This is a genomic window from Nostoc sp. (assembly GCF_036917415.1).
Taxonomy (GTDB): Bacteria; Cyanobacteriota; Cyanobacteriia; order Cyanobacteriales; family Nostocaceae; genus Nostoc.
In genome coordinates this window covers 1-20,810 of the sequence record NZ_JBALDJ010000053.1, presented here as the reverse complement: position 1 = coordinate 20,810, position 20,810 = coordinate 1, and the positions used below count along the sequence as shown (strand labels likewise).

Below are 20,810 nucleotides of genomic sequence, written 5' to 3'. Positions count from 1 at the left end.
TGTTATTTCACGCGATCGCCAATTGCCATCAATCTAAACTTAAACAAAAAATCCAATCACTATAACAACACAGCAAAAATTATGTCATTAACAATTTTCGAGAAAGTTAAAGAGTTCATAATCAGACTAGTTAAAGACGAAGCTTTTTACACTCAATTGATGAGCGATAAAATTGACGAAGTGATAAAAGCAATGGAAGAAGGTGGCTATAATTTTTCTCAAGAAGAATTTGAAACAGCCTCTATTAAAATATTGGAATTAAAAGAATTAGGTCAGTTTGACGACCTCAGTGAAGAGGAATTAGTAGGAGCCTTTGGCGGGGTTACAAATACAGTCGCTCAACCATTGTATGGTGTTGTAGCCCCACCTCCCGAAGAATCTGGAAAACCACCAGTTAAATGTAAATGGATTCCTAAACCACATCCAAAGCCATGGCCACTTCCTTGCAAAGCAATAGATCCACCTGTACAAGCGTTATATGGAGTAGTTGTTAGTCAAACAGAACTCCAATAACCCGATAAAACGATGAAAAAATAGAATGCGTTAGTTTATTTTGAGGGTTGAGATTGAGAATTAACCTATGACATATCACCGCAAAAGCTACGCAGTTTGGGAAATTACCTTAAAGTGCAATCTAGCTTGTAGTCACTGTGGTTCCCGTGCAGGACATGAGCGCGCCAAAGAACTTTCCCCAGAGGAAGCTTTGGATCTCGTCAAGCAGATGGCAGAAGTTGGAATTAAAGAAGTTACTCTCATTGGTGGTGAAGCATTTCTGCGTCCAGACTGGCTCGAAATTGCCAAAGCTATCAACGAGGCGGGAATGTTATGTGGTATGACTACGGGCGGTTATGGCATTTCGTTAGAAACCGCCCAAAAAATGAAAGAAGCGGGAATTCGTACCGTCTCTGTTTCTATTGATGGCTTGGAAGCAACTCATGACCGCCTGCGGGGAAAGAAAGGCTCTTGGAAATATGCATTTAAAACCATGAGTCATCTGCGAGAAGTAGGTATTTCTTTTGGTTGCAACACCCAAATTAACCGCCTTTCAGCGCCAGAGTTTCCGTGCATCTATGAGTGTATTCGTGATGCAGGTGCTCGTGCTTGGCAAGTTCAGCTAACTGTACCAATGGGGAATGCAGCCGATAACGCAGATATCCTCCTCCAACCCCATGAACTGTTAGATATCTACCCTATGCTTGCCCGTGTGGCGCGTCGTGCTTACCAAGAAGGTGTGCAACTTCAGGCGGGAAATAACATTGGTTACTACGGCCCTTATGAACGACTGTTGCGGGGACGGGGAAAGGAGCATGACTTCTCATTTTGGCAAGGTTGCGGAGCAGGACTCTCAACTTTGGGAATTGAAGCTGACGGAGCGATTAAAGGTTGTCCCTCACTGCCGACTACTGCCTATACAGGTGGTAATATTCGAGAACAGACCTTGCATGATATTATCGAAGGTGCAGAAGAATTACGCTTCAATCTAGGAGCAGGAACACCTGAAGGCACAAAACACCTGTGGGGTTTCTGTAAAACCTGCGAATATGCTGAACTTTGTCGTGGGGGTTGCAGTTGGACTGCCCATGTTTTCTTTGATAAGAGAGGTAATAATCCTTACTGTCATCATCGCGCTCTTGTTCATGCCAAACAAGGTATGAGAGAGCGTGTAGTTCCCAAAGTAAAGGCACAAGGATTGCCATTTGATAATGGCGAATTTGAGCTAATTGTCGAGTCTAGAGATACTTTATTGCCAGCAAACGACCGATTACACTTTACTGCTGACAGCATTCAGTGGTCGGAAAGTTGGCAACAAGAACCCGAATTTTCTTACTCTTTAGTGAGATCATAAATCATGGCAGAAAATTCAGAAATTAATGCAATTTCAGAGAACAAAACTGACCTTGAGTCATTACCATCTCAAGACTTAGAGAAAATCCCACTGCTTCCACGTTCAGCTTGGAATAGTCAATTAGGCTATTTAAAAGTGCTGTTAAAAGCAAAGCAAGTCCTGGATAAAAGCTGACAAGTTTATTAGGGATATCGAGAGATTTAGCTCGTAAATTAGGAGAGAATCACTCCCCGAATATTTACGCGCAAATTTGTTAACTAACAAAATCAACACAGGTTTTTTATGGTATCAAGAGTAAGTCTAACACTGACAGTTCCAAAGTTACTTTCTTTCAATGGTAGAACTAATCTCAATAATAGGCCCGATCCCAAGCCCGATCCTAGTCCTAATTTTGCTACCGCTCAAGGAGATGCTACTTTTTCTAACTATAGTGAAGGTGCTGCAAGCATTTTAACTGCTACCCAGGCAGACACATTAGTTGAAGGTGGCATAACTGCTGCAATTGCTGAGGCTCAAGCAAGTTTTGATCCAACTTTTTCATCACTTTTCACTCAGGCCGCTGTTGTTGGATTAAGTGGTCAGTTTGAAGGTACTTCCAACAGCGAAGCAAAGATACTTGCTAGTTTTGCAGTTGGTCGTAATGAAAGCTTCTCTTTTGATTTTTCAGCAGATTTAGAACTGACAGCTAAAGAAATTGAAAATCCTGACGTTGAATATAATAAGGGTCAGTCTACAACCACTTTTTTGGTATTAGATACCACAAATCCTAACAAGGCCAGAGTTTTAGATTATTTTGGCATTCAGGGTAAATTAGTCTCCTCCGATCAAATCGGGGATCTAAAATTTGGTCGTAGTCGCAATGTTACAATTGACAGTCGTGATAAAGATTCTGATATTGATGGCGATAATGGTACTGACTTCCTGAATGGTAGTGCTGTTGGTACTTATGAGCGGAATTTTAATCGCAATACCAACCTAACTATAGTCAAAATTAATACTAGTTCTGTCGAATTGGCAGGAGATACTTTAATCGGCAACCTGGGTACAGATGTTATCTATGGCACCATTCGGAAGGATAATCTGACGGGAACCAACGGGGCGGACAAACTTTATGCCAGTTTGGGGGATGATAAGCTATCTGGAAACAGAGGTAATGATAACCTCGACGCCGGCCAAGGTAATGATTTGCTAAATGGTGGCGACGGCAATGATACACTCTATGGCGGTAAAGGCAATGATACTCTCAATGGTGGTAGTGGTAATGATGTCTTAGTTGGTGGCGATGGTAATGACACATTTACTTTCAAACGTAATGATACCTTTTTGAAAAAAGACTTTGATGTCATTCAAGATTTCCAGGTTGGTGTTGATAAACTTGTATTAGATGGCTGGGGAAGTCGAAGTAACATAACAGATACCAACGATGGCGCTCTTCTCACCTTAAATTCTTCGTCTCTCGTTAATAATCCTCAACAAAGCATACTATTTTCAAACCTAAGTGCCAGTGACATCAGCTCGGTAATATAATTTGCTTAAGGCTAATTGCTCATTTCATTTCCTAACAGACTCTGATTTACAAGCATCTCAGTCAAAACAATTAGGTGAGTAAAAAATCTGATTGCACAAGAAAATGTCGATGCCTTTTCTGGGAGAGGTTTTGCAACAGTAACTCCTCTGGTGTACGCACTGAAATTTACTTGCGTTGGTAATTTTTGATTACTAACTTAATGCTTATTTCTCGCCCATACTGTTGACAAAATCTCTGCTTTATCTTAATTAAATAGCCTTGCTTTCTTAACAGGCAAAAATAGATAAAATATTTTATTGATAGTTATCACCTATCTTCTGAAGTTATACTAATCTATAACAATCTAATATCAAATTAAATATAGTTATAGAAACTACATAGTTATGGACACTACAAATATTTCAGAATCTAAAGTTAAATCTCTTATTCAAATTGCGGTGCAAAAGCATCAGTCAGGTGACAAGGATGAAGCTGAATCACTAGATAAAACAGAAGTAGCTGAAATCCTTGAACTAGCAGTTTACCAACAACAAGACAATCGTTTATTGGAGGCAGAACTGCTATATAGTCAAGTTCTGGAAAAACAACCTGATAACCCCGAAGCTTTATATGGTTTGGGGATGTTAGCGCAGCAGATGGGGCAACCCCAAACTGCTGAACAGTGGCTAAGTGCGGCTTCACAAGTTCAACCAGATTCTGTTAAAACGTGGTTCAGTTTAGGTAATTTGCATTTAGTTCAGGAACAGTTTTCCGAAGCAGAGAAAGCTTATCGGCAAGCTTTAGTTTTATTACCTAACTCACTACCAATTTACAACAACTTGGGCTATACTCTGCAACAACAAGGATTATTTGAAGAAGCAATTAACTATTATCAAAAAGCTCTAGAGTTAAAGCCAGACTTTATAGAAGCAGAGGCTAATTTGGGCAATGCATTACACGCTCAAGGTAAGCTCTCCAGCAATCAGCAAATGTACTATGCACAATTAAATAATCAATTGGGTGTTGCCCGAAAAAAAGCTCTTGATTTGAAAAATGCTGTTACTTGTCACAAGCGAGCGATCGCACTACAATCAAATTTGCTAGAAGCTCATTATAACTTGGCTTTGGCGCTGCAAGAACAAGGGGAATTAGAAGAGGCGATCGCATCCTACCAAAAACTTTTGGAACTTAATCCCAATGATGGAGAAGTATACCTCAATTTAGGCAAAATTTACCAACAACTCAACCAAGACCAAAAAGCAGTTTTTGCCTATCGACAAGGGTTAAAGCTAATTAATCCCTACTATGCCAAAGCATTAGCAGCTGGTGAGGATGCTAAAATTCCTCAACAAGCACCAGTCACACCCCCAATTCCCCAAGGGGAGGTAATTGTAGGGCAATACAGCTTTCCAACTATTCCAACCATAGCAAATGATATAAGCAAGCGCCCTTTCTGGAGTGTGGTAGTAACTGTATATAACCGCACAGATTATCTACTCGAATGCCTTGTCAGTGTATTGGCTCAATGGCAAGGAGAAGAAGAGATGGAAATCATCGTCATGGACGATGCTAGTACAACGCCAGTATTTGAAGTGGTGAATAGTATTGGACAAGGAATAATCAACTACTATCGCAATCCGCAAAATCTTGGTCTGCCAGGAAATTGGAATGCCGGAGTTGCTCTAACTCGCGGTCATTGGATTCATTTACTGCACGACGATGATTATATTCTCCCAGGTTTTTATTCCCGGCTACAAGAAAGTCTAGAAGGGTGTTCAGATTCTGTAGGAGCCGCTTTTACAGGTTATGAAAATATTAACGAGAAAGGGGAAGTAATTTTCAGCCAACAAGTCTATGGAGAGCAGCGAGGAATTGCCCAAAATTGGCTGCAAATGATTGGAATTAGTAACTCATTGAATATGCCTGCGGTAGTGATTCGTCGAGAAGCGCACGAACAATTGGGCGTATATCATCCTGAACTGACCTATACAAGTGATTGGGAAGTTTATAAACGTATTGCCTCTGTTTACGATTGGTGGTATGAACCAGAAATTTTAGCTCGTTACCGCCAACATGCTAACAATGTTACCAGCGAATTGTTACTCTCTGGGAAACAGATGATATCCATCCGCCGTGCAATTGAAATTTCAAAGAGTTATTTTCCCACTGAATACTCGGCACAGATTACCGCCCAATCCCAGAGTCATTATTTTCTTTATTGTCTAGAATCGGCCATAATTCCCCTACAGGCTGGGAATCTGGCTGGAGTTTGGCAAGCGTTAGAAGAGGCTTTAAAAATAGATCGTAGCCCTGAAGCAGTGGCAAAGTTATTCCGGTGGTTAACACAAGAAGAAGTAGCTCCTCTGCGTGAGGAAATTGCCTCAAGATTTATCTCACTTCCTTTATATAGCGTTTCCTAAGCAACTGAGGTACACCCAAATCTTTGTTAGCAAGGTTAGTAGCTTTGAAAACGTACCTCACCAGATCGGGAACCGCTATAAAGACTTGTTTAGGGAAAAGCAAAAACTTTCTAGTTTTGGAATAACAAACTATGTCAATTAGTCAGGTTGAGCATCCTACTATAAATACTTCATCTTTTGAGCCACAAAATCGCCAAGATGGTATTAGTGGTCTGATGCGAGTTCGCAATGAAGAGGAATTTTTAGCACCAACGATCGAATCTTGGATTGATTATGTTGATGAATTGGTAATTGTGTTTCATCAGTGTACAGACAAAACTCCTCAAATAATAGAGGCATTTGCACAAAAATATCCTCAGAAAATACGGGCTTTTCATTACTTACCCCACGTCTATTCATTTTCTACAAAAGAACAAGTTGAATTGGATGTAAACAACATTCATTCTTTCGTTTTTTATTCTAATTTTGGTCTTAGTCAGACGCAGTATAAAATCTGCGTTTATATCGACGGCGATTGCGTAGGTATTCCTGAGAAATTAAAAATTATTTATAATTATTTGAAGCAAAATCATCTGCAAAATACAGCCTTATTTTTTTCAGGAGTAAATTTATATCAACGTCCAAACGATCCCAACTACTACACAAATTTAAAATGTCCTGCTTCTGGTGATGGAGATGTAGCATATTGGACAGTTTCACAGCAAAATATTTTCGATAAAAACGCAAAAATCCCCTTTTGTGAAGCGATTCAATTTCAAGGAATCACACCTTATTATTTAGGCTTTATTTTCTGGCACACACATTGGTTAAAAAAGAACGCATTTTCGAGGAATGGCGGCAGAGAATTAGATGGCGAGCTTTTAGAAAAGCTGAACGATATTGAGATAAAAAATAGAGAGAAAGAATTAATTTTATTATCTCAAAAATTTAAGCAAGAAAATAAAAATTTTCAAAATATTCCTTACCAAAAGTTTATATTGTATTTCGATTTTGCTTCTCTGCCTGATGTTATAGCCCTAGAGTCAAAGCTAGTAGCAATACATAATAACTTGGGTTATACTTTGGAACAACAAGGCAAGTTTGATGAAGCAGTTACTTGTTATCAAAAAGCCTTAGAACTTCAGCCCAACTGTGCCGAAGCAGAAGTCAACTTAGGCAACGCCCTGAACGCGCAAGGTAAACTATCAAAAGCTCAACAAGCACACTACGCGGATTTGAATCAGAAATTTGCACTTTCTTGCACAATTGCAGGGGATTTCAAGAAAGCAATTAATTATTATCGTCAAGCGATCGCTCTTGACCCAAATTTGCCAGAGACATATTATAGCTTAGGCAATACCCTGCAAGAAGAAGCTCAATGGTCAGAAGCGATCGCCTCTTATGGCCAAGCCCTAAAACTCAATCCTTTAAACTGGAAAATCTACATCCGTTTGAGTCAGGTTTACCAAGCTCAAAATAAGAGAGCAGAGGCGATTTCTGTGTATCGTCAGGCAATAACTTTACTCAATCCTCACTATGGCAAAGCTGTATCTGCTTACTTTGATGCTGTCATCACTCAAGAAATGCTCGTTACTCCCCCCATTCCTCAAGATGAGGTTACTGTTGGCGACTATCAGTTTCCAGCGATTCCACCTGTAACAGACCCAGAGAAACCTCGACCATTTTGGACTGTAGTGATTCCGGTATATAACCGCACCGATTATCTCCTTGAATGTCTAGCTAGCGTTTTGGTGCAATGGCCTGGGGCAGAGCAGATGGAAATTCTGGTAATGGATAATGCCAGTACAACACCATTGTTCGATCTAGTAAACAGTATTGGGGGAGGAATAATCCGCTACTACCGCAATCAAGAAAATATTGGTGGAGCTAGAAATTATAACGCCGGGATTGCCCTGAGTCGCGGTCAGTGGGTGCATGTTCTCCATGATGATGACTGTGTACTTCCAGGTTTTTATGAACGCCTCCAGCAAAGTCTTGCAACTTGCCCAGATACAGTTGGGGTTGGTTGTACGGGTTTTGAATATATTAACGAAAAAGGAGAAGCGATCAACACTGGAGAAGTAGTTTCGTTGTATGGAGAACACAGGGGCATCATGACAAATTGGCTGTCCCAGATTGGTGTCTGTGGTCTAGTAACCATACCTGCAATAGTCATTCGTCGAACCGCTTACGAACAGTTAGGAGGGCATTACCCGGACTTAACTGAAATTTCTGACTGGGAAATTTTTAAACGCTATGCTGCTAGTTACGATTGGTGGTACGAACCAGGCATTTTGGCACGTTATCGCGAACATACCCAAAAATTGACATCTGCAAATTGGCTTTCTGGAAAGATGCCAAAAGCTATTCACCGTGCGATTGAAATTTCTGATACCTATTTTCCCATTGAGCAGCGCGCAAAGATTACCGCCGCAGCTCGCAGCCAAAATTTCAACTATTGTCTGACACGGGCAGCAATTCCTCTCCAGGTGGGCAATATCGCCGGGGCTTTGTCTATACTGCAAGAGTCCCTCAAAATAGATCGCTCCCCACAAGCAGTAGCAAAGTTATTCGCTTACTTGACTCAAAATGAAGCCGCTCCCCTACGCGAAGAAATCATTGCTAAGTTGCTATCAGCACCTGTAGACAATATTCCTACTGAATTAAAACCCGGACAAACTGCGATCGCACCATAGGATATGAAAATACTTGTAACTGGAACTGAAGGTTATATCGGCTCATTATTAGCTCCTCTGTTGATCCAAGAAGGTCATGAAGTTATTGGTTTAGATACTGGCTTCTATAAAGTAGGTTGGCTATATAACGGCACCAAGATAACTGCCAAAACCCTCAACAAAGACATCCGCCACATTACAATAGAAGACCTGCAAGGTGTGGAAGCAATAGTTCATCTGGCAGAACTCTCCAACGACCCTTTAGGTCAGTTAGCCCCTGATATCACCTACGATATCAACCACAAAGGCTCAGTACATATAGCGAAGCTGGCGAAAGCAGCTGGAATCCAACGCTTTGTCTATACTTCATCATGCAGTGTCTATGGTTTTGCCACTGAAGACTACGTTAGCGAAGAGTCTACCATCAATCCCCAAACAGCTTATGCCAAATGCAAAGCACTTGTCGAACAGGATGTGAAACTCCTTGCTGATGATAGCTTTTCTCCCACCTTTCTCCGAAATGCCACAGCCTATGGAGCCTCTCCGAGAATGCGCTTTGATATTGTCTTAAACAATCTAGCAGGTTGGGCATGGACAATTAAAGAAATCAAGATGAACAGCGACGGTACACCTTGGCGTCCCCTAGTGCATTTATTGGATATCTGCAAAGCAATTATCTGTACTTTAGAAGCTCCGCGTGATGTAATTCACAACCAAATTTTCAATGTCGGCGATACAAATAGCAACTATCAAGTCAAACAAATTGCTCAAATAGTTGCAGAAGTTTTTACAGATTGTCAATTGAGCTTTGGTAAACACGATCCTGACAACCGCAGTTATCGGGTTTTATTTCATAAAATTAACCAAAATTTACCAGGATTCAAATGTGAATGGGATGCCCAGCGCGGTGCTCAACAACTATATAATGTCTTCCAGCAAATTGATATGGATAGAGTAACATTTGAGTCTAGAGGCTTTACTCGCCTGAAACAACTGGAATACCTCATTCGCACTCAACAAATCAATCAAGATTTCTTCTGGCAGACTGTTTAAAAATTTCATATAATAAGTTATGAATTTACTACAGCCAACAAATAATCAGCTAATAATTGGTAACTGTCTATTCTGTGGGACAGGCTTACACCATACCTTTGTAGATTTAGGTATGTCTCCTCCCTGCGAAAGTTATCGCAGTCTCAAACAACTCAATGAAGTAGAGCCATTTTATCCTCTGCATGTCTATGTTTGTGAGAAGTGTTTTTTAGTTCAACTCCAAGAATACATTAGTCCAGAAAATATTTTTAGCGACTACGCTTATTTCTCTTCATACTCTGATAGCTGGTTACAACACGCCAAAAAATATGTTGATTTGGTAGTAGAACGTTTCCAATTAAACCAGGAAAGTCAAGTAATAGAAATTGCTAGTAATGATGGCTACTTACTGCAATACTTTGTTGCCAAAAGCATCCCGGCGCTAGGAATAGAGCCAGCAGCAAATGTTGCTGAGGTAGCAATTAAAAAAGGTATTCCTACAGTTGTCAAATTTTTTGGTCAGGAGACAGCAAAAGAACAAGTTGCTAAGGGCAAACAGGCAGATTTATTACTCGGAAATAATGTCCTTGCTCACACACCATATCTCAATGATTTTGTCAAAGGGATGAAAATTATCCTCAAACCGCATGGTGTAATTACTATGGAATTTCCCCACTTGATGCGGTTAATCGAGGAAAATCAGTTTGATACTATTTACCACGAGCATTTCTCTTATTTTTCCTTTCTTACTGTAGACAATATTTTTGCTGCTCACGGTTTGACAATTTTTGATGTAGAAGAATTAACTACTCATGGTGGTTCTCTGAGAATTTATGCGCGCCATAATGAAGATTATTCTAAACCTATTAGCGACCAAGTATCAGAACTGAAAAATAGAGAAGAAGCAGCTGGTTTTACGCAATTAGAATACTATTTTTCCTTTGGAGAACAAGTTAAAGAAACTAAACGCAACTTATTAGATTTTTTGATCGAAGTTAAACGGGAGGGAAAATCGATTGTTGGTTACGGTGCTCCAGGTAAGGGAAATACTCTCTTAAACTATTGCGGTATCCGCACAGATTTTCTTGACTATACAGTAGACCGTAATCCTTATAAACAGGGTCAATTTTTACCAGGAACTCATATTCCGATTTTTCATCCAGACAAAATTGCCGAAACAAAGCCTGACTATATACTAATATTACCCTGGAATCTGAAAAATGAAATTATGACACAAATAGCTTATATCCGTGATTGGGGAGGCCAATTTGTTGTACCAATTCCTGAAGTTAATGTCTACTCTTAGGTATTTAATATTTTTTATTATCAACAAAGGGTAAGTGACATGAAAGTAGTTTTGTTTTGTGGTGGTTTAGGGACTAGAATGAGAGAGTATTCCGAAAGTATTCCTAAGCCAATGGTGAATATTGGTTATAGACCAATACTATGGCACGTAATGAAATACTATGCTCACTATGGGCACAAAGATTTTATCTTATGTCTTGGTTACAAGGCTGACCTAATTAAAAGCTATTTTTTGAATTACAATGAATGGCTTTCTAATAACTTTAGCCTTTCCAATGGAAGCAAAATTGAGTTGTTTAATCGGGATATTCAAGATTGGAATATCACATTTGTTGATACAGGGTTAACTGCCAATATTGGACAAAGATTCAAGGCAGTAGAAAAGTATCTAGAAGGAGAAGAAGTATTTTTAGCTAACTACAGTGATGGTTTGACAGACTTACATCTGCCAACCTATATTAATCATTTTTATCAGCGTGATAAAATCGGTAGTTTTTTGTGTGTCAGACCTAGCCAAAGTTTTCACCTAGTTGATATGGATGAGGATGGCTTGGTGAAAGACATCAAAGAGGTCAAGCAACGTGATATTTGGATTAATGGAGGATATTTTATCTTTAAAAAAGAGATTTTTAACTATATTAATCGTGGCGAAGAACTTGTTCTTGAACCTTTCCAAAGACTGATTGCCAAAAAAGAACTTTTTGCGTATCAATACACTGGCTTTTTCGGGGTAATGGATACGTTTAAAGAGAAGCAACAGTTAGATGATATGTATGCTCAAGGCGAAAGACCTTGGGAAGTATGGGGAGATGAACAACTAGAAGTTAGCCATCTATGATCCAACTTAGCTTGAACAAGACAGAAGAATCTGAGTACAAAATTCTTTGTCTAGGTTCTCATTGTGATGATATCGAGATTGGTTGTGGAGGCACAATCTTAAAGCTGATAGAGAATTACCAATATGTTGTTATCTATTGGGTTGTCTTTAGTTCCAATGAGCAAAGAGCAGAGGAAGCAACTGCAAGCGCTAATCTCTTCTTAAAAGAAATCCCGAACAAGAAAATTATCATTAAAAATTTTCGAGATGGCTTTCTACCTTTTCAAGGAATAGAGGTGAAGGAATGTTTTGAACAGTTGAAGCAAGAATTTTCACCAGATATAATTTTTACTCATCATCGAGACGATCGCCATCAAGATCATCGCTTAATTTCTGACTTGACTTGGAATACCTTTAGAAATCATTTAATTTTGGAATATGAAATACCCAAATATGATGGTGATTTGGGTATTCCTAATTTCTTTGTCCATTTAAATGAAACACTCTGCCGTCGAAAAATTCAATATATTTTGGATGCGTTTGCTACCCAGAATAATAAGCAGTGGTTTACAGAAGAGACTTTTCGTTCAATTCTTAGAATTCGCGGGATTGAATCAAATTCACCGAGTAAATATGCGGAAGCATTTTACTGTCGAAAAATATTTTTCTAAAAAATTAGAATTTGAATTTCATCTCAGGTTGATAAATTTATGATATTCACTGAAACTAAAATAAAAGAAGCATTTATTGTTGATTTAGAACTGCACCGAGATATTCGCGGCTTTTTTGCTCGGAGTTTCTGTACTCAGGAATTTCAAGATCGTGGCTTAAAACCTACTATTGCCCAATGCAATTTATCTTTTAACTATAAAAAAGGAACGTTGCGGGGTATGCATTATCAAATACCTCCTTCTCAAGAAACAAAATTGGTGCGTTGTATCAAAGGAGCTATTTATGATGTAATTATCGATTTGCGTCCAGATTCTCCTAGCTATTTATCTCATATTGGTATAGAGTTAACTGCTGAAAATCGTCTTGCTCTCTATATCCCAGATAGGTGTGCTCACGGTTTTCAAACTCTGAGCGATGAGACGGAGGTGATGTATCAAATGGGTGACTTTTATGCACCAGAATATGCTGGCGGGTATCGCTATGATGACCCAGCTTTTGGTATTGAATGGCCTCTATCTGTGACTGAAATTTCGGATAAAGATCGGGCTTGGAGTTTATTTGAATCGCAAAAAATTGTAACGCCTACGGTGATGTAAGACTTTTAAGATCAATTTAAAAATATATAGTTGCTGAGTAAATATAGGATTAGGAACGCACAGAGGCGCAGAGACACAGAAAATCAAAATTTGAAAAATTGAATTTTGAGTTTCATACTTAATACTGTGTTCAAACTTTGTTACAGCAGATGAGGGGCGAAGTGAATACAATTTATTTTGATTCGATTTTTAGTGATGAAATCAGACGCAAGCATCTTTATAATGGACAAGTGTTTGTCTTTTCTCCTTGCGCCAGTGCGATCGCTCTATGTAATTTTGCTCGTGGTCTGCTTGAAGAAGCGTTTGCTCCTTTAGATCCGAGAGAAGCACAACATAGCCTACCTGTAGAGAAATACGTTGAGATTTTAGCACAACTCAAGCCAGCTTTTATCCATCACCCTGAATCTAAACAACTCATTCAAGGCATCTTGAAAGAAAGTGGATGTGACTTGAGCAAAACCTATTTCGATGTACCTCGCCTGAGAACAGCAACCAGCGATCGCTATCTGACTGCTGGCATTGCTTACGCTTTCCATCCTCATCGTGACACCTGGTACTCTGCTCCTATGTGCCAGATCAACTGGTGGATTCCTGTCTACGATATTACCCCAGAGAATGCGATGGCATTCCATCCGCGCTACTGGAGCCAACCAGTTAAGAATAGCTCAAGAGATTATAACTACGCTCAGTGGATTAAAGAAAGTCGCAAAAATGCGGCACAGCACATTAAAACAGATACGCGCAAGCAACCCCATGCGGAAGAAACTTTAGAAATGGAGCCGCAATTGCGGTTAATTACACAAGTCGGTGGCATGATTCTCTTTTCAGGAGCGCAGATGCACTCCACTATTCCCAACACATCAGGCTATACCCGTTTCAGTATTGACTTTAGAACTGTACATTTTGATGATGTCATAGCTCAAAAGGGTGCGCCAAATATTGATTCAGCTTGTACAGGAACTTCTTTAGGCGACTTCTTACGAGGCACTGACTTCTACCCGATTACTGACACATTGTTGTTGTCTACAACAAACAATCTCTTGTAGAATAACCTTTGTTTTCCAAACTTTAGTCTGTGAGCAATAAATGGTGAACTATGTTGAAAAATTGTCTGGACAAACAATACTGATTACAGGTGCTAGCGGATTTCTAGGATCTCATTTAGTCCGTCATTTATGCCACAATGGTGCAGAAGTACATGCTGTTTCTCGCAGTTTTCATACTTCTGATATCAGCTGCTTGCGATGGTGGCACGGTGACATGGAAGACATTAAGTTTGTTCAAAATCTTTTCCACAGCATTAAACCTGATGTAATTTTCCATTTATCCGGTCTTGTGACAGCAGTTCCTAATCTAGAGTTCATATTGCCTACCTTTCACAGTCTATTGACTAGTACTATTAACTTATTGACGGTAGCTGCCGAAATTGGCTGTAGTCGCATTGTGTTAATAGCTTCTTTAGAGGAACCAGAACAAGATCGTCCTGAAGTAGTTCCTTCTTCTCCTTACGCTATTGCTAAATTTGCTAGTAGTACTTATGGTCGGATGTTCCATCGACTCTATCAGACACCTGTAGTTCTTGTTAGACCCTTTATGACCTATGGTCCAGGGCAAAATGTGTATAAGATCGTTCCTTCTGTTATTCTTTCCTTGTTGCAAGGGCAAGCTCCAAAACTTAGCAGTGGAAAGCGTCAAGTTGATTGGATTTATATCGATGACGTGATTGCAGGACTTCTTGCTGCAACACAAGTTCCTAGTGTAGAGGGTTGTACATTCGACTTAGGTTCGGGAGAACTAGTACCCATTCATGCAGTTGTGTCCCAGCTTGTTAATCTGGTCAACCCTCAAATCCAGCCTTTATTTGGTGCTTTACCTGAGCGGCCGATGGAAAGAATAAGAGTAGCTGATACGGCTTATACATACGATAAACTGGGTTGGCAACCTTCAATTCCTCTAAAGAAGGGCTTGGAATTGACTGTAAATTGGTATACAAAACATCAAAAAAAGATTGGATACACCAGTTAACAAGGATTTTACTTATGGTTGCAGATAGACTTCAGAATATTAATTTAGTTGATATCAAAAATTCTTTTAACTTAAAGGATATGAGTCTAGAAATTTACCAACTAATTTCTGATTTATATCCCATTTGCCGTAGTATTACAGGTAATGGTTTTAGAGAAACTTTAAAAATTCTCCAGCAGTATATTCCTTTGTCGGTTCATGAAGTGCCGACAGGAACAGAGGTATTTGATTGGACAGTCCCTAATGAATGGAATATTAAAGATGCCTATATTAAAAACTCTCAGGGTGAAAAGATTGTAGATTTTACTAATTCAAATTTGCACGTTGTTAACTATAGTATTCCCATACATCAAAAAGTATCTCTTCAAGAACTTAAATCACATCTATTTACACTTGCCGATTATCCTAATTGGATTCCTTACCGAACTTCATATTACAAGGAAAGTTGGGGTTTTTGCCTTACTCACAATCAGTATTTGCAACTAGAAGATGAAGAATATGAAGTATGTATTGATTCTTCTCTAAAACCAGGTCATTTGACTTATGGCGAGTATTATATTCCAGGAGACAGTACTGATGAAATCTTAATTTCTTGCCATGCCTGTCATCCTTCACTGTGTAATGATAATCTTTCGGGAATTGCGATCGCTACTTTTATCGCTAAATATTTAAGTCAAACTACATCAAGATATTCCTATAGATTTCTCTGGATTCCCGGAACCATTGGCTCAATTACATGGTTGGCTCTAAATGAAGCTAAAGTCAATAATATTAAACATGGCTTGGTATTAACTTGTTTAGGAGATTCAGGCAACTTTACTTACAAAAAAAGCCGTAGAGGTGACACTGAAATCGATAAAGTTGCTGCTTATGTACTCAAAAACTCAAAACAAGCTCACAAAATTATAGATTTCTTTCCCTATGGCTATGATGAGCGACAATATTGCTCACCTGGATTTAATTTAGCTGTAGGTTGCTTCATGCGATCGCCTCATGGTAGTTTTCCTGAATACCATACTTCAGCTGATGATTTAAATTTCGTTCAACCCCAATATCTTGCCGAGTCATTCTTTCAATGTCATTCAATGTTGTATATCCTCAACAATAACGAAATCTACTACAACAAAAATCCTAAATGTGAGCCACAGTTAGGTAAAAGAGGAATATATCGGACAGTTGGTGGTAACAAAGATAGCGGGCTAAATGAAATGGCAATCCTGTGGGTTTTAAATTTATCTGACGGTCAGCATACTCTATTAGATATTGCAGAAAGATCGGGAATGTCATTTGATATGATTAAATCTGCTGCCGATACATTATCAACACATGACTTATTAACAATTAAAACCAACTAAGTTTGAAAAATATTGGGAAAATGAAATTCGCTACGACACAATCGTAGGCAAGTCCTTCTTTCCAGGTAGTCTAAAAGAAGATCCAAGATTTAAAACTCAATACAATACGGTTCGGTTAACGTGTTTATTCCTCGAAGATCCCCCCAACCCCCCTTAAAAAGGGGGGCTTACAACCCTCTTTTACCCCCTTTTTAAGGGGGTCGCCGTAGGCGGGGGGATCTTAACCGAACTGTATTGAAACTCAATACACTTGGCTTTGTGAAAAATTGTAGGTTGGGTTAAGCAAAGCGCAACCCAACAAAGCCTCAGAAATATTGGTTTACCCTTCAAGAAGCAAGCTACGTTCCTCAAACGCCACTTGCTAAGGGACTTCCAAGTAAAAAAATATTCCATCATTGTGTGGGCAGGGGGGCAGGGAGCAGGGGGCAGGGGAGAAAAACAGTTGTGTTGAGTCCAGAAATTGGAATAATTTATTTTTTGGAGTTCCCTAAAAGCGAACAAGTCGGGAAACCGCAAGGGCTTACTAGCTTGGGCATAGTGGCTCCCCAACCTACACAGTTTCAGGTTTTTGGCGCTAACTGAACTGTATTGGTTTAAAACCCCTGGCGATGGGTTTGATGTCTGTAGCCGCGAATTCTATTTGCTAGGGCTGCCAACTTTTTCTATATTATTATCCTCAATTGTTCTGTGAGAATACTTGTTGTGTATTGATATACTTAATCTTATTTTTACATTCTATTTATAATTACTGCCCGGAAAATAGCTTAACTTTATAATCTAGAATAAACTTCACCTCTTCACTATTGCTTGGAAAAATATCCTATTTAACTTCATGATTACTTGAACTAAATGTCATTACTTATACCATTGTAAGAGCAGTTTAGATGATTGATATTAGAGAAGTAGTTTAAAAACATACCTTGTCTAGATATATGAATAAGAAATGGGCTGTTAAACGACTTACAATCAATCTCACATCAGGCGAGGCACAGAAGCTTGAACAATACTGTTCAACAACAGGGAGACCAGCAACTGATGTAATTCGGGAGTTAATTCGTTCTCTTTATCCTAAAGATGAAAAAGCCTCTGAAATCTCGTGAATCAGACTGCAAAAAAATCAAACAGGATAAGTACATCTCAATTTGTGGCTGAAATATGCTGCTTAACAGTTATCAGCTAACAGTGAATCCCTATAACTAAAGTTAGGGAATTTAAATAAGAATGCTTTTTTACAAAGTTCAGAGCCGAAGAAATCTTCGCTCTGACTTTTGCTTTGGATATAGTGCAATCATCTTGATACACTTGCATAATTAAGAATATGAAATTAATTGAAGAAAAGGTAGAATTCCGAATCAAGATGCTCTTGCTATAGCAATCCTAAATGAGATTGTGAAAATTTTTTATGGTCGTCCTTGGTCATTTGTCAAGAGTCATTTGTGATTCAAAGGACAAATGACTGCCAACAGAAAAATATTTCACATTTAGGACTGTTATAGCTCGCTTACCCGTAGCGTTAGCGAGTCCGCAAACGTTTTACAAACCACCAAACTTCAAGTTTTGTTTGTGGGTGTATTTAACCTAGTTATATTTTTTCCGGTAGAATACCCTTCTTGTATCTGGCTTTGCTTCTGAATTATTTTTTGACAAATAGTAATATTACTGATCTTTTTGGAAAAAATTTAAGTTAGATATATATGACTCCAATTTGATTTGTGAAAACATACTGAGACTCAAAAGTACGTTTTATCAGGGTTTTATCTGAAATCTTGTTCAGAAATCAGATATGAATCCTATATGTACTTACTACTTATTTACTTATACTTTCCAAGTATTAAGAATTTAATCCCTAATTTATTTAATTACAAATAATGGTTAGAAAAACCTTGGTTATAAATCAGCCAAAGGTAAACAAGTCCGTGGGCGAACTGAGGGTTTTTGCTGGATTTATAACACTCAGCTTTGCGATCGCCGCAATATTGTGCAACTATCAAGATGCAATCGCTCAAACTCCCGAACCTCAGACATTACCCCCAGATCGGTTAAATAATATTCCTGACACTCCGTTACCGTCGGATGTGCTACCCAAACCAGCAAACGAGAATCAATTGCTTCCATCCCTAAAACTACCGAATCAGCCGATTCCAGAGCAGAATGACCCTAATACCAAATTTTGGGTCGAGCGCATTGAAGTTTTGGGCAGTACAGTTTTCAAAGCAGAACAGTTTACAGCTGTCACGGCGCCCTTTGTGGGCCGGGAACTGACATTTGCACAGTTGTTGCAAGTTAAAGATGCCATCACCAAGCTTTACACTGATAACGGTTATGTCACCACAGGCGCATTGATTACACCACAGACCATAGAAGCTGGGACAATCAAAATTCAGGTGATTGAGGGTAGTTTGCAAGAAATTAAGATTGTCGGTAATAGGCGATTACACACTCAATACATTCGCGATCGCATCCAACTTGGTACTGGTAAACCCCTAAATGTACCACACTTACTAGAAAAGCTGCAACTACTCCGCCTCGATCCGCGGATTCAAAACCTATCAGCCGAGTTGCAGACAGGCGTGCATCCAGGAACCAATGTGTTGCAAGTTGAGGTTGAAGAAGCAGAAACTTTTAAGCTGACAGCCAGCCTGGATAATGGGCAATCGCCAAGTGTCGGTAGTTTTCGTCGGGGAGTCGATCTGCAAGAAGCCAATTTATTGGGCTTGGGCGATACCCTGAGCGTAGGATACGCCAATACCGATGGCAGTAATACAATCAATCTCAACTACACCCTGCCGATTAATGCCCGCAATGGCACTGTATCTTTCGGTTTTAGCCAAGGATGGAACCGCGTGATTGAAAAACCATTCAGCGTCCTTGATATTCAATCAAATACGCGCTCTTACGAATTGAGCTATCGGCAACCACTGGTGCAAAAACCAACCCAAGAGTTGGCAATCGGGCTATCATTCTCGCGCCAGTCAAGCCAAACTGAGTTGGGTCTTGATAATATTGGGCCGTTTCGACTCTCCCCAGGTGCAGATGCGAACGGAAAAACCAATATTTCGGCTCTGCGCTTTTTTCAAGAATATACCCAGCGAAGCAACCAGTACGTATTTGCGGCGCGATCGCAATTGAGCTTTGGCGTAGATTGGTTCGATGCTAATGTCAGTAATAATGAACCAGATAGCCGCTTTTTCGCATGGCGGGGACAGGCGCAGTGGGTGCGGCAATTAGCGCCAGATACTCTATTTTTAGCTAGGGGCGATTTCCAATTGGCAGCAGATTCCTTAGTGCCTTTGGAACAATTTGGTCTTGGTGGACAGCTAAGTGTACGGGGCTATCGCCAAGACGCATTACTTACAGATAATGGCCTGTTATTTTCGGCAGAATTTCGACTCCCAATTGTCCGCGCTGCTAAAATTGGCGGGGTACTGCAACTGACACCCTTCATTGATGTTGGTAAAGGCTGGAATGTCAAGGGCGAAAATCCATCACCAAGTACCCTTGTTAGTACTGGGTTGGGGCTGTTGTGGAAACAGGGTGATGACTTCTTGGCCCGCCTAGATTGGGGCATTCCCTTGATATCAGTGGACGGTGAAAAGCGATCGCTCCAGGAAAATGGGCTGTATTTCTCGGTGCGCTATTCACCGTTTTGATCGAGGCGATCGCCTAGTTGATGGTTCAAGACAATATCGTTTTGGGCATCCTAAGTACAAGGTATGAGTAAAGGCTTGGCAATGACAACGACCTCTATTTGCTTGGGTCTGTGCGGTAGAATAGTGCCCTTGATGGTAATATCACTTTGGTGCGGCTTTGCCAACGCCCAGGTAACTCCCGATAGCACCTTGAATACTACTGTCTCCCAAAGCGGTAATAACTTCACCATTACTAACGGTAGTGCCGCCAACAGTAACCTATTTCACAGTTTCCAGCAGTTTTCGGTTCCCACGGGCGGTTCAGTTACCTTTGATTTAGCGAACACGCCCAACATTTCTACCATCTTCAGCCGTGTTACTGGCGGTAATATATCTAACATTGATGGCTTGATTCAGACGATTAACAGCAACAATCCTATTAGTCTGTTGTTGATCAACCCTAGTGGGATAATCTTTGGAGCCAATGCCCAACTGAACATCGGGGGTTCTTTTATTGGTACAACTGCTAACAGTATTAAATTTGTAGATGGTGTTGAGTTTAGTGCAATTAATTCCCCAACTACCCCGTTGTTGAGCATCAATGTTCCCATTGGGTTGCAGCTGGGCAGCAATCCCGCACCTATCAGCGTTCAAGGCACAGGACACTCTTTGAGTAATCGCAGTGGACTGGCTCTGGTTCCCCTAATTCGGATTCCTAGTTCTACAAAACTGCGGGTACAGCCGGAAAACACTCTAGCTTTGGTGGGTGGCAACCTACATCTAAATGGGGCAACCCTAATTGCCGAAAGAGGGCGAGTTGAATTGGGTAGTGTAAGCGGTGCAGGATTGGTCAACCTGATAAGCTGTTGTGCTTTTAATTTGCACAAACAGCATTTCCCTTATTTTTTATTTTTCTTCCCCATTTAATAATAAGCTCTCCATCATTTAAGAG

The 20,810-nt window shown here is 39.9% G+C and carries 16 protein-coding genes and 1 pseudogene; all 17 read left to right on the top strand.

All coding sequences use genetic code 11. The features are described 5' to 3' along the window. The first annotated feature begins 81 nt into the window (after positions 1-81). Positions 82-513 carry a Nif11-like leader peptide family RiPP precursor gene (locus V7K41_RS10035; RefSeq protein WP_334847685.1) on the top strand — a complete coding sequence of 144 codons (432 nt, stop codon included), beginning with the start codon at positions 82-84 and terminating at the stop codon, positions 511-513. A 67-nt stretch (positions 514-580) separates the two neighbouring features. After that, positions 581-1,846 (top strand): nif11-class peptide radical SAM maturase 3, encoded by a 1,266-nt coding sequence (locus V7K41_RS10030; protein ID WP_334847682.1) that lies wholly within the window; start codon positions 581-583, stop codon positions 1,844-1,846. A 3-nt stretch (positions 1,847-1,849) separates the two neighbouring features. Then, positions 1,850-2,020: a hypothetical protein gene (locus V7K41_RS10025; RefSeq protein WP_334847681.1), complete on the top strand. Its 171-nt coding sequence runs from the start codon at positions 1,850-1,852 to the stop codon at positions 2,018-2,020. A gap of 108 nt (positions 2,021-2,128) precedes the next feature. Continuing rightward, on the top strand, positions 2,129-3,373 hold the full coding sequence (locus V7K41_RS10020) for a calcium-binding protein (RefSeq protein ID WP_334847679.1): 1,245 nt from the start codon (positions 2,129-2,131) through the stop codon (positions 3,371-3,373). A 384-nt stretch (positions 3,374-3,757) separates the two neighbouring features. Next, on the top strand, positions 3,758-5,773 hold the full coding sequence (locus V7K41_RS10015) for a tetratricopeptide repeat protein (protein WP_334847677.1): 2,016 nt from the start codon (positions 3,758-3,760) through the stop codon (positions 5,771-5,773). Between the two features lie 131 nt (positions 5,774-5,904). After that, positions 5,905-8,448 carry a glycosyltransferase gene (locus V7K41_RS10010; RefSeq protein WP_334847675.1) on the top strand — a complete coding sequence of 848 codons (2,544 nt, stop codon included), beginning with the start codon at positions 5,905-5,907 and terminating at the stop codon, positions 8,446-8,448. Between the two features lie 3 nt (positions 8,449-8,451). Next, entirely contained in the window at positions 8,452-9,480 is a 1,029-nt protein-coding gene (locus V7K41_RS10005; RefSeq protein WP_334847673.1) for an NAD-dependent epimerase/dehydratase family protein, read from the top strand. Between the two features lie 19 nt (positions 9,481-9,499). Further along, on the top strand, positions 9,500-10,765 hold the full coding sequence (locus V7K41_RS10000; protein WP_334847672.1) for a class I SAM-dependent methyltransferase: 1,266 nt from the start codon (positions 9,500-9,502) through the stop codon (positions 10,763-10,765). A 39-nt stretch (positions 10,766-10,804) separates the two neighbouring features. Next, entirely contained in the window at positions 10,805-11,602 is a 798-nt protein-coding gene (locus V7K41_RS09995; protein ID WP_334847670.1) for a sugar phosphate nucleotidyltransferase, read from the top strand. Beyond that, the gene (locus V7K41_RS09990; protein WP_334847668.1) at positions 11,599-12,252 is read left to right on the top strand and encodes a PIG-L deacetylase family protein; all 654 of its coding nucleotides are present in this window, start codon (positions 11,599-11,601) and stop codon (positions 12,250-12,252) included. The genes V7K41_RS09995 and V7K41_RS09990 overlap by 4 nt, the downstream gene beginning before the upstream one ends. A gap of 39 nt (positions 12,253-12,291) precedes the next feature. Then, entirely contained in the window at positions 12,292-12,849 is a 558-nt protein-coding gene (gene rfbC / locus V7K41_RS09985) for a dTDP-4-dehydrorhamnose 3,5-epimerase (RefSeq protein WP_334847666.1), read from the top strand. A 161-nt stretch (positions 12,850-13,010) separates the two neighbouring features. Continuing rightward, positions 13,011-13,895 (top strand): hypothetical protein, encoded by an 885-nt coding sequence (locus tag V7K41_RS09980; protein WP_334847665.1) that lies wholly within the window; start codon positions 13,011-13,013, stop codon positions 13,893-13,895. Between the two features lie 40 nt (positions 13,896-13,935). Next, positions 13,936-14,874, top strand: a complete 939-nt coding sequence (locus tag V7K41_RS09975) for an NAD-dependent epimerase/dehydratase family protein (RefSeq protein ID WP_334847663.1) — start codon at positions 13,936-13,938, stop codon at positions 14,872-14,874. Between the two features lie 14 nt (positions 14,875-14,888). Continuing rightward, positions 14,889-16,229 carry a DUF4910 domain-containing protein gene (locus V7K41_RS09970; RefSeq protein ID WP_334847662.1) on the top strand — a complete coding sequence of 447 codons (1,341 nt, stop codon included), beginning with the start codon at positions 14,889-14,891 and terminating at the stop codon, positions 16,227-16,229. 932 nt (positions 16,230-17,161) lie between these two features. Beyond that, complete coding sequence (locus V7K41_RS09965; RefSeq protein ID WP_334847660.1) at positions 17,162-17,329, top strand: CopG family transcriptional regulator; 168 nt, start codon at positions 17,162-17,164, stop codon at positions 17,327-17,329. 768 nt (positions 17,330-18,097) lie between these two features. Further along, a complete protein-coding gene (locus V7K41_RS09960; protein WP_334847658.1) occupies positions 18,098-19,879 on the top strand; it encodes a ShlB/FhaC/HecB family hemolysin secretion/activation protein in 1,782 nt (593 codons plus the stop codon). A gap of 81 nt (positions 19,880-19,960) precedes the next feature. Beyond that, positions 19,961-20,719: pseudogene (locus V7K41_RS09955) on the top strand (filamentous hemagglutinin N-terminal domain-containing protein); the annotation flags it as partial. Positions 20,720-20,810: the final 91 nt, after the last annotated feature.

Excerpts from the sequence above, each read along its gene's own strand:
- V7K41_RS10035 (WP_334847685.1), top strand. The coding sequence starts at position 82 with ATGTCATTAACAATTTTCGAGAAAGTTAAAGAGTTCATAATCAGACTA.
- V7K41_RS10030 (WP_334847682.1), top strand. The coding sequence starts at position 581 with ATGACATATCACCGCAAAAGCTACGCAGTTTGGGAAATTACCTTAAAG.
- V7K41_RS10025 (WP_334847681.1), top strand. The coding sequence starts at position 1,850 with ATGGCAGAAAATTCAGAAATTAATGCAATTTCAGAGAACAAAACTGAC.
- V7K41_RS10020 (WP_334847679.1), top strand. The coding sequence starts at position 2,129 with ATGGTATCAAGAGTAAGTCTAACACTGACAGTTCCAAAGTTACTTTCT.
- V7K41_RS10015 (WP_334847677.1), top strand. The coding sequence starts at position 3,758 with ATGGACACTACAAATATTTCAGAATCTAAAGTTAAATCTCTTATTCAA.
- V7K41_RS10010 (WP_334847675.1), top strand. The coding sequence starts at position 5,905 with ATGTCAATTAGTCAGGTTGAGCATCCTACTATAAATACTTCATCTTTT.
- V7K41_RS10005 (WP_334847673.1), top strand. The coding sequence starts at position 8,452 with ATGAAAATACTTGTAACTGGAACTGAAGGTTATATCGGCTCATTATTA.
- V7K41_RS10000 (WP_334847672.1), top strand. The coding sequence starts at position 9,500 with ATGAATTTACTACAGCCAACAAATAATCAGCTAATAATTGGTAACTGT.
- V7K41_RS09995 (WP_334847670.1), top strand. The coding sequence starts at position 10,805 with ATGAAAGTAGTTTTGTTTTGTGGTGGTTTAGGGACTAGAATGAGAGAG.
- V7K41_RS09990 (WP_334847668.1), top strand. The coding sequence starts at position 11,599 with ATGATCCAACTTAGCTTGAACAAGACAGAAGAATCTGAGTACAAAATT.
- rfbC (WP_334847666.1), top strand. The coding sequence starts at position 12,292 with ATGATATTCACTGAAACTAAAATAAAAGAAGCATTTATTGTTGATTTA.
- V7K41_RS09975 (WP_334847663.1), top strand. The coding sequence starts at position 13,936 with ATGGTGAACTATGTTGAAAAATTGTCTGGACAAACAATACTGATTACA.
- V7K41_RS09970 (WP_334847662.1), top strand. The coding sequence starts at position 14,889 with ATGGTTGCAGATAGACTTCAGAATATTAATTTAGTTGATATCAAAAAT.
- V7K41_RS09965 (WP_334847660.1), top strand. The coding sequence starts at position 17,162 with ATGAATAAGAAATGGGCTGTTAAACGACTTACAATCAATCTCACATCA.
- V7K41_RS09960 (WP_334847658.1), top strand. The coding sequence starts at position 18,098 with ATGGTTAGAAAAACCTTGGTTATAAATCAGCCAAAGGTAAACAAGTCC.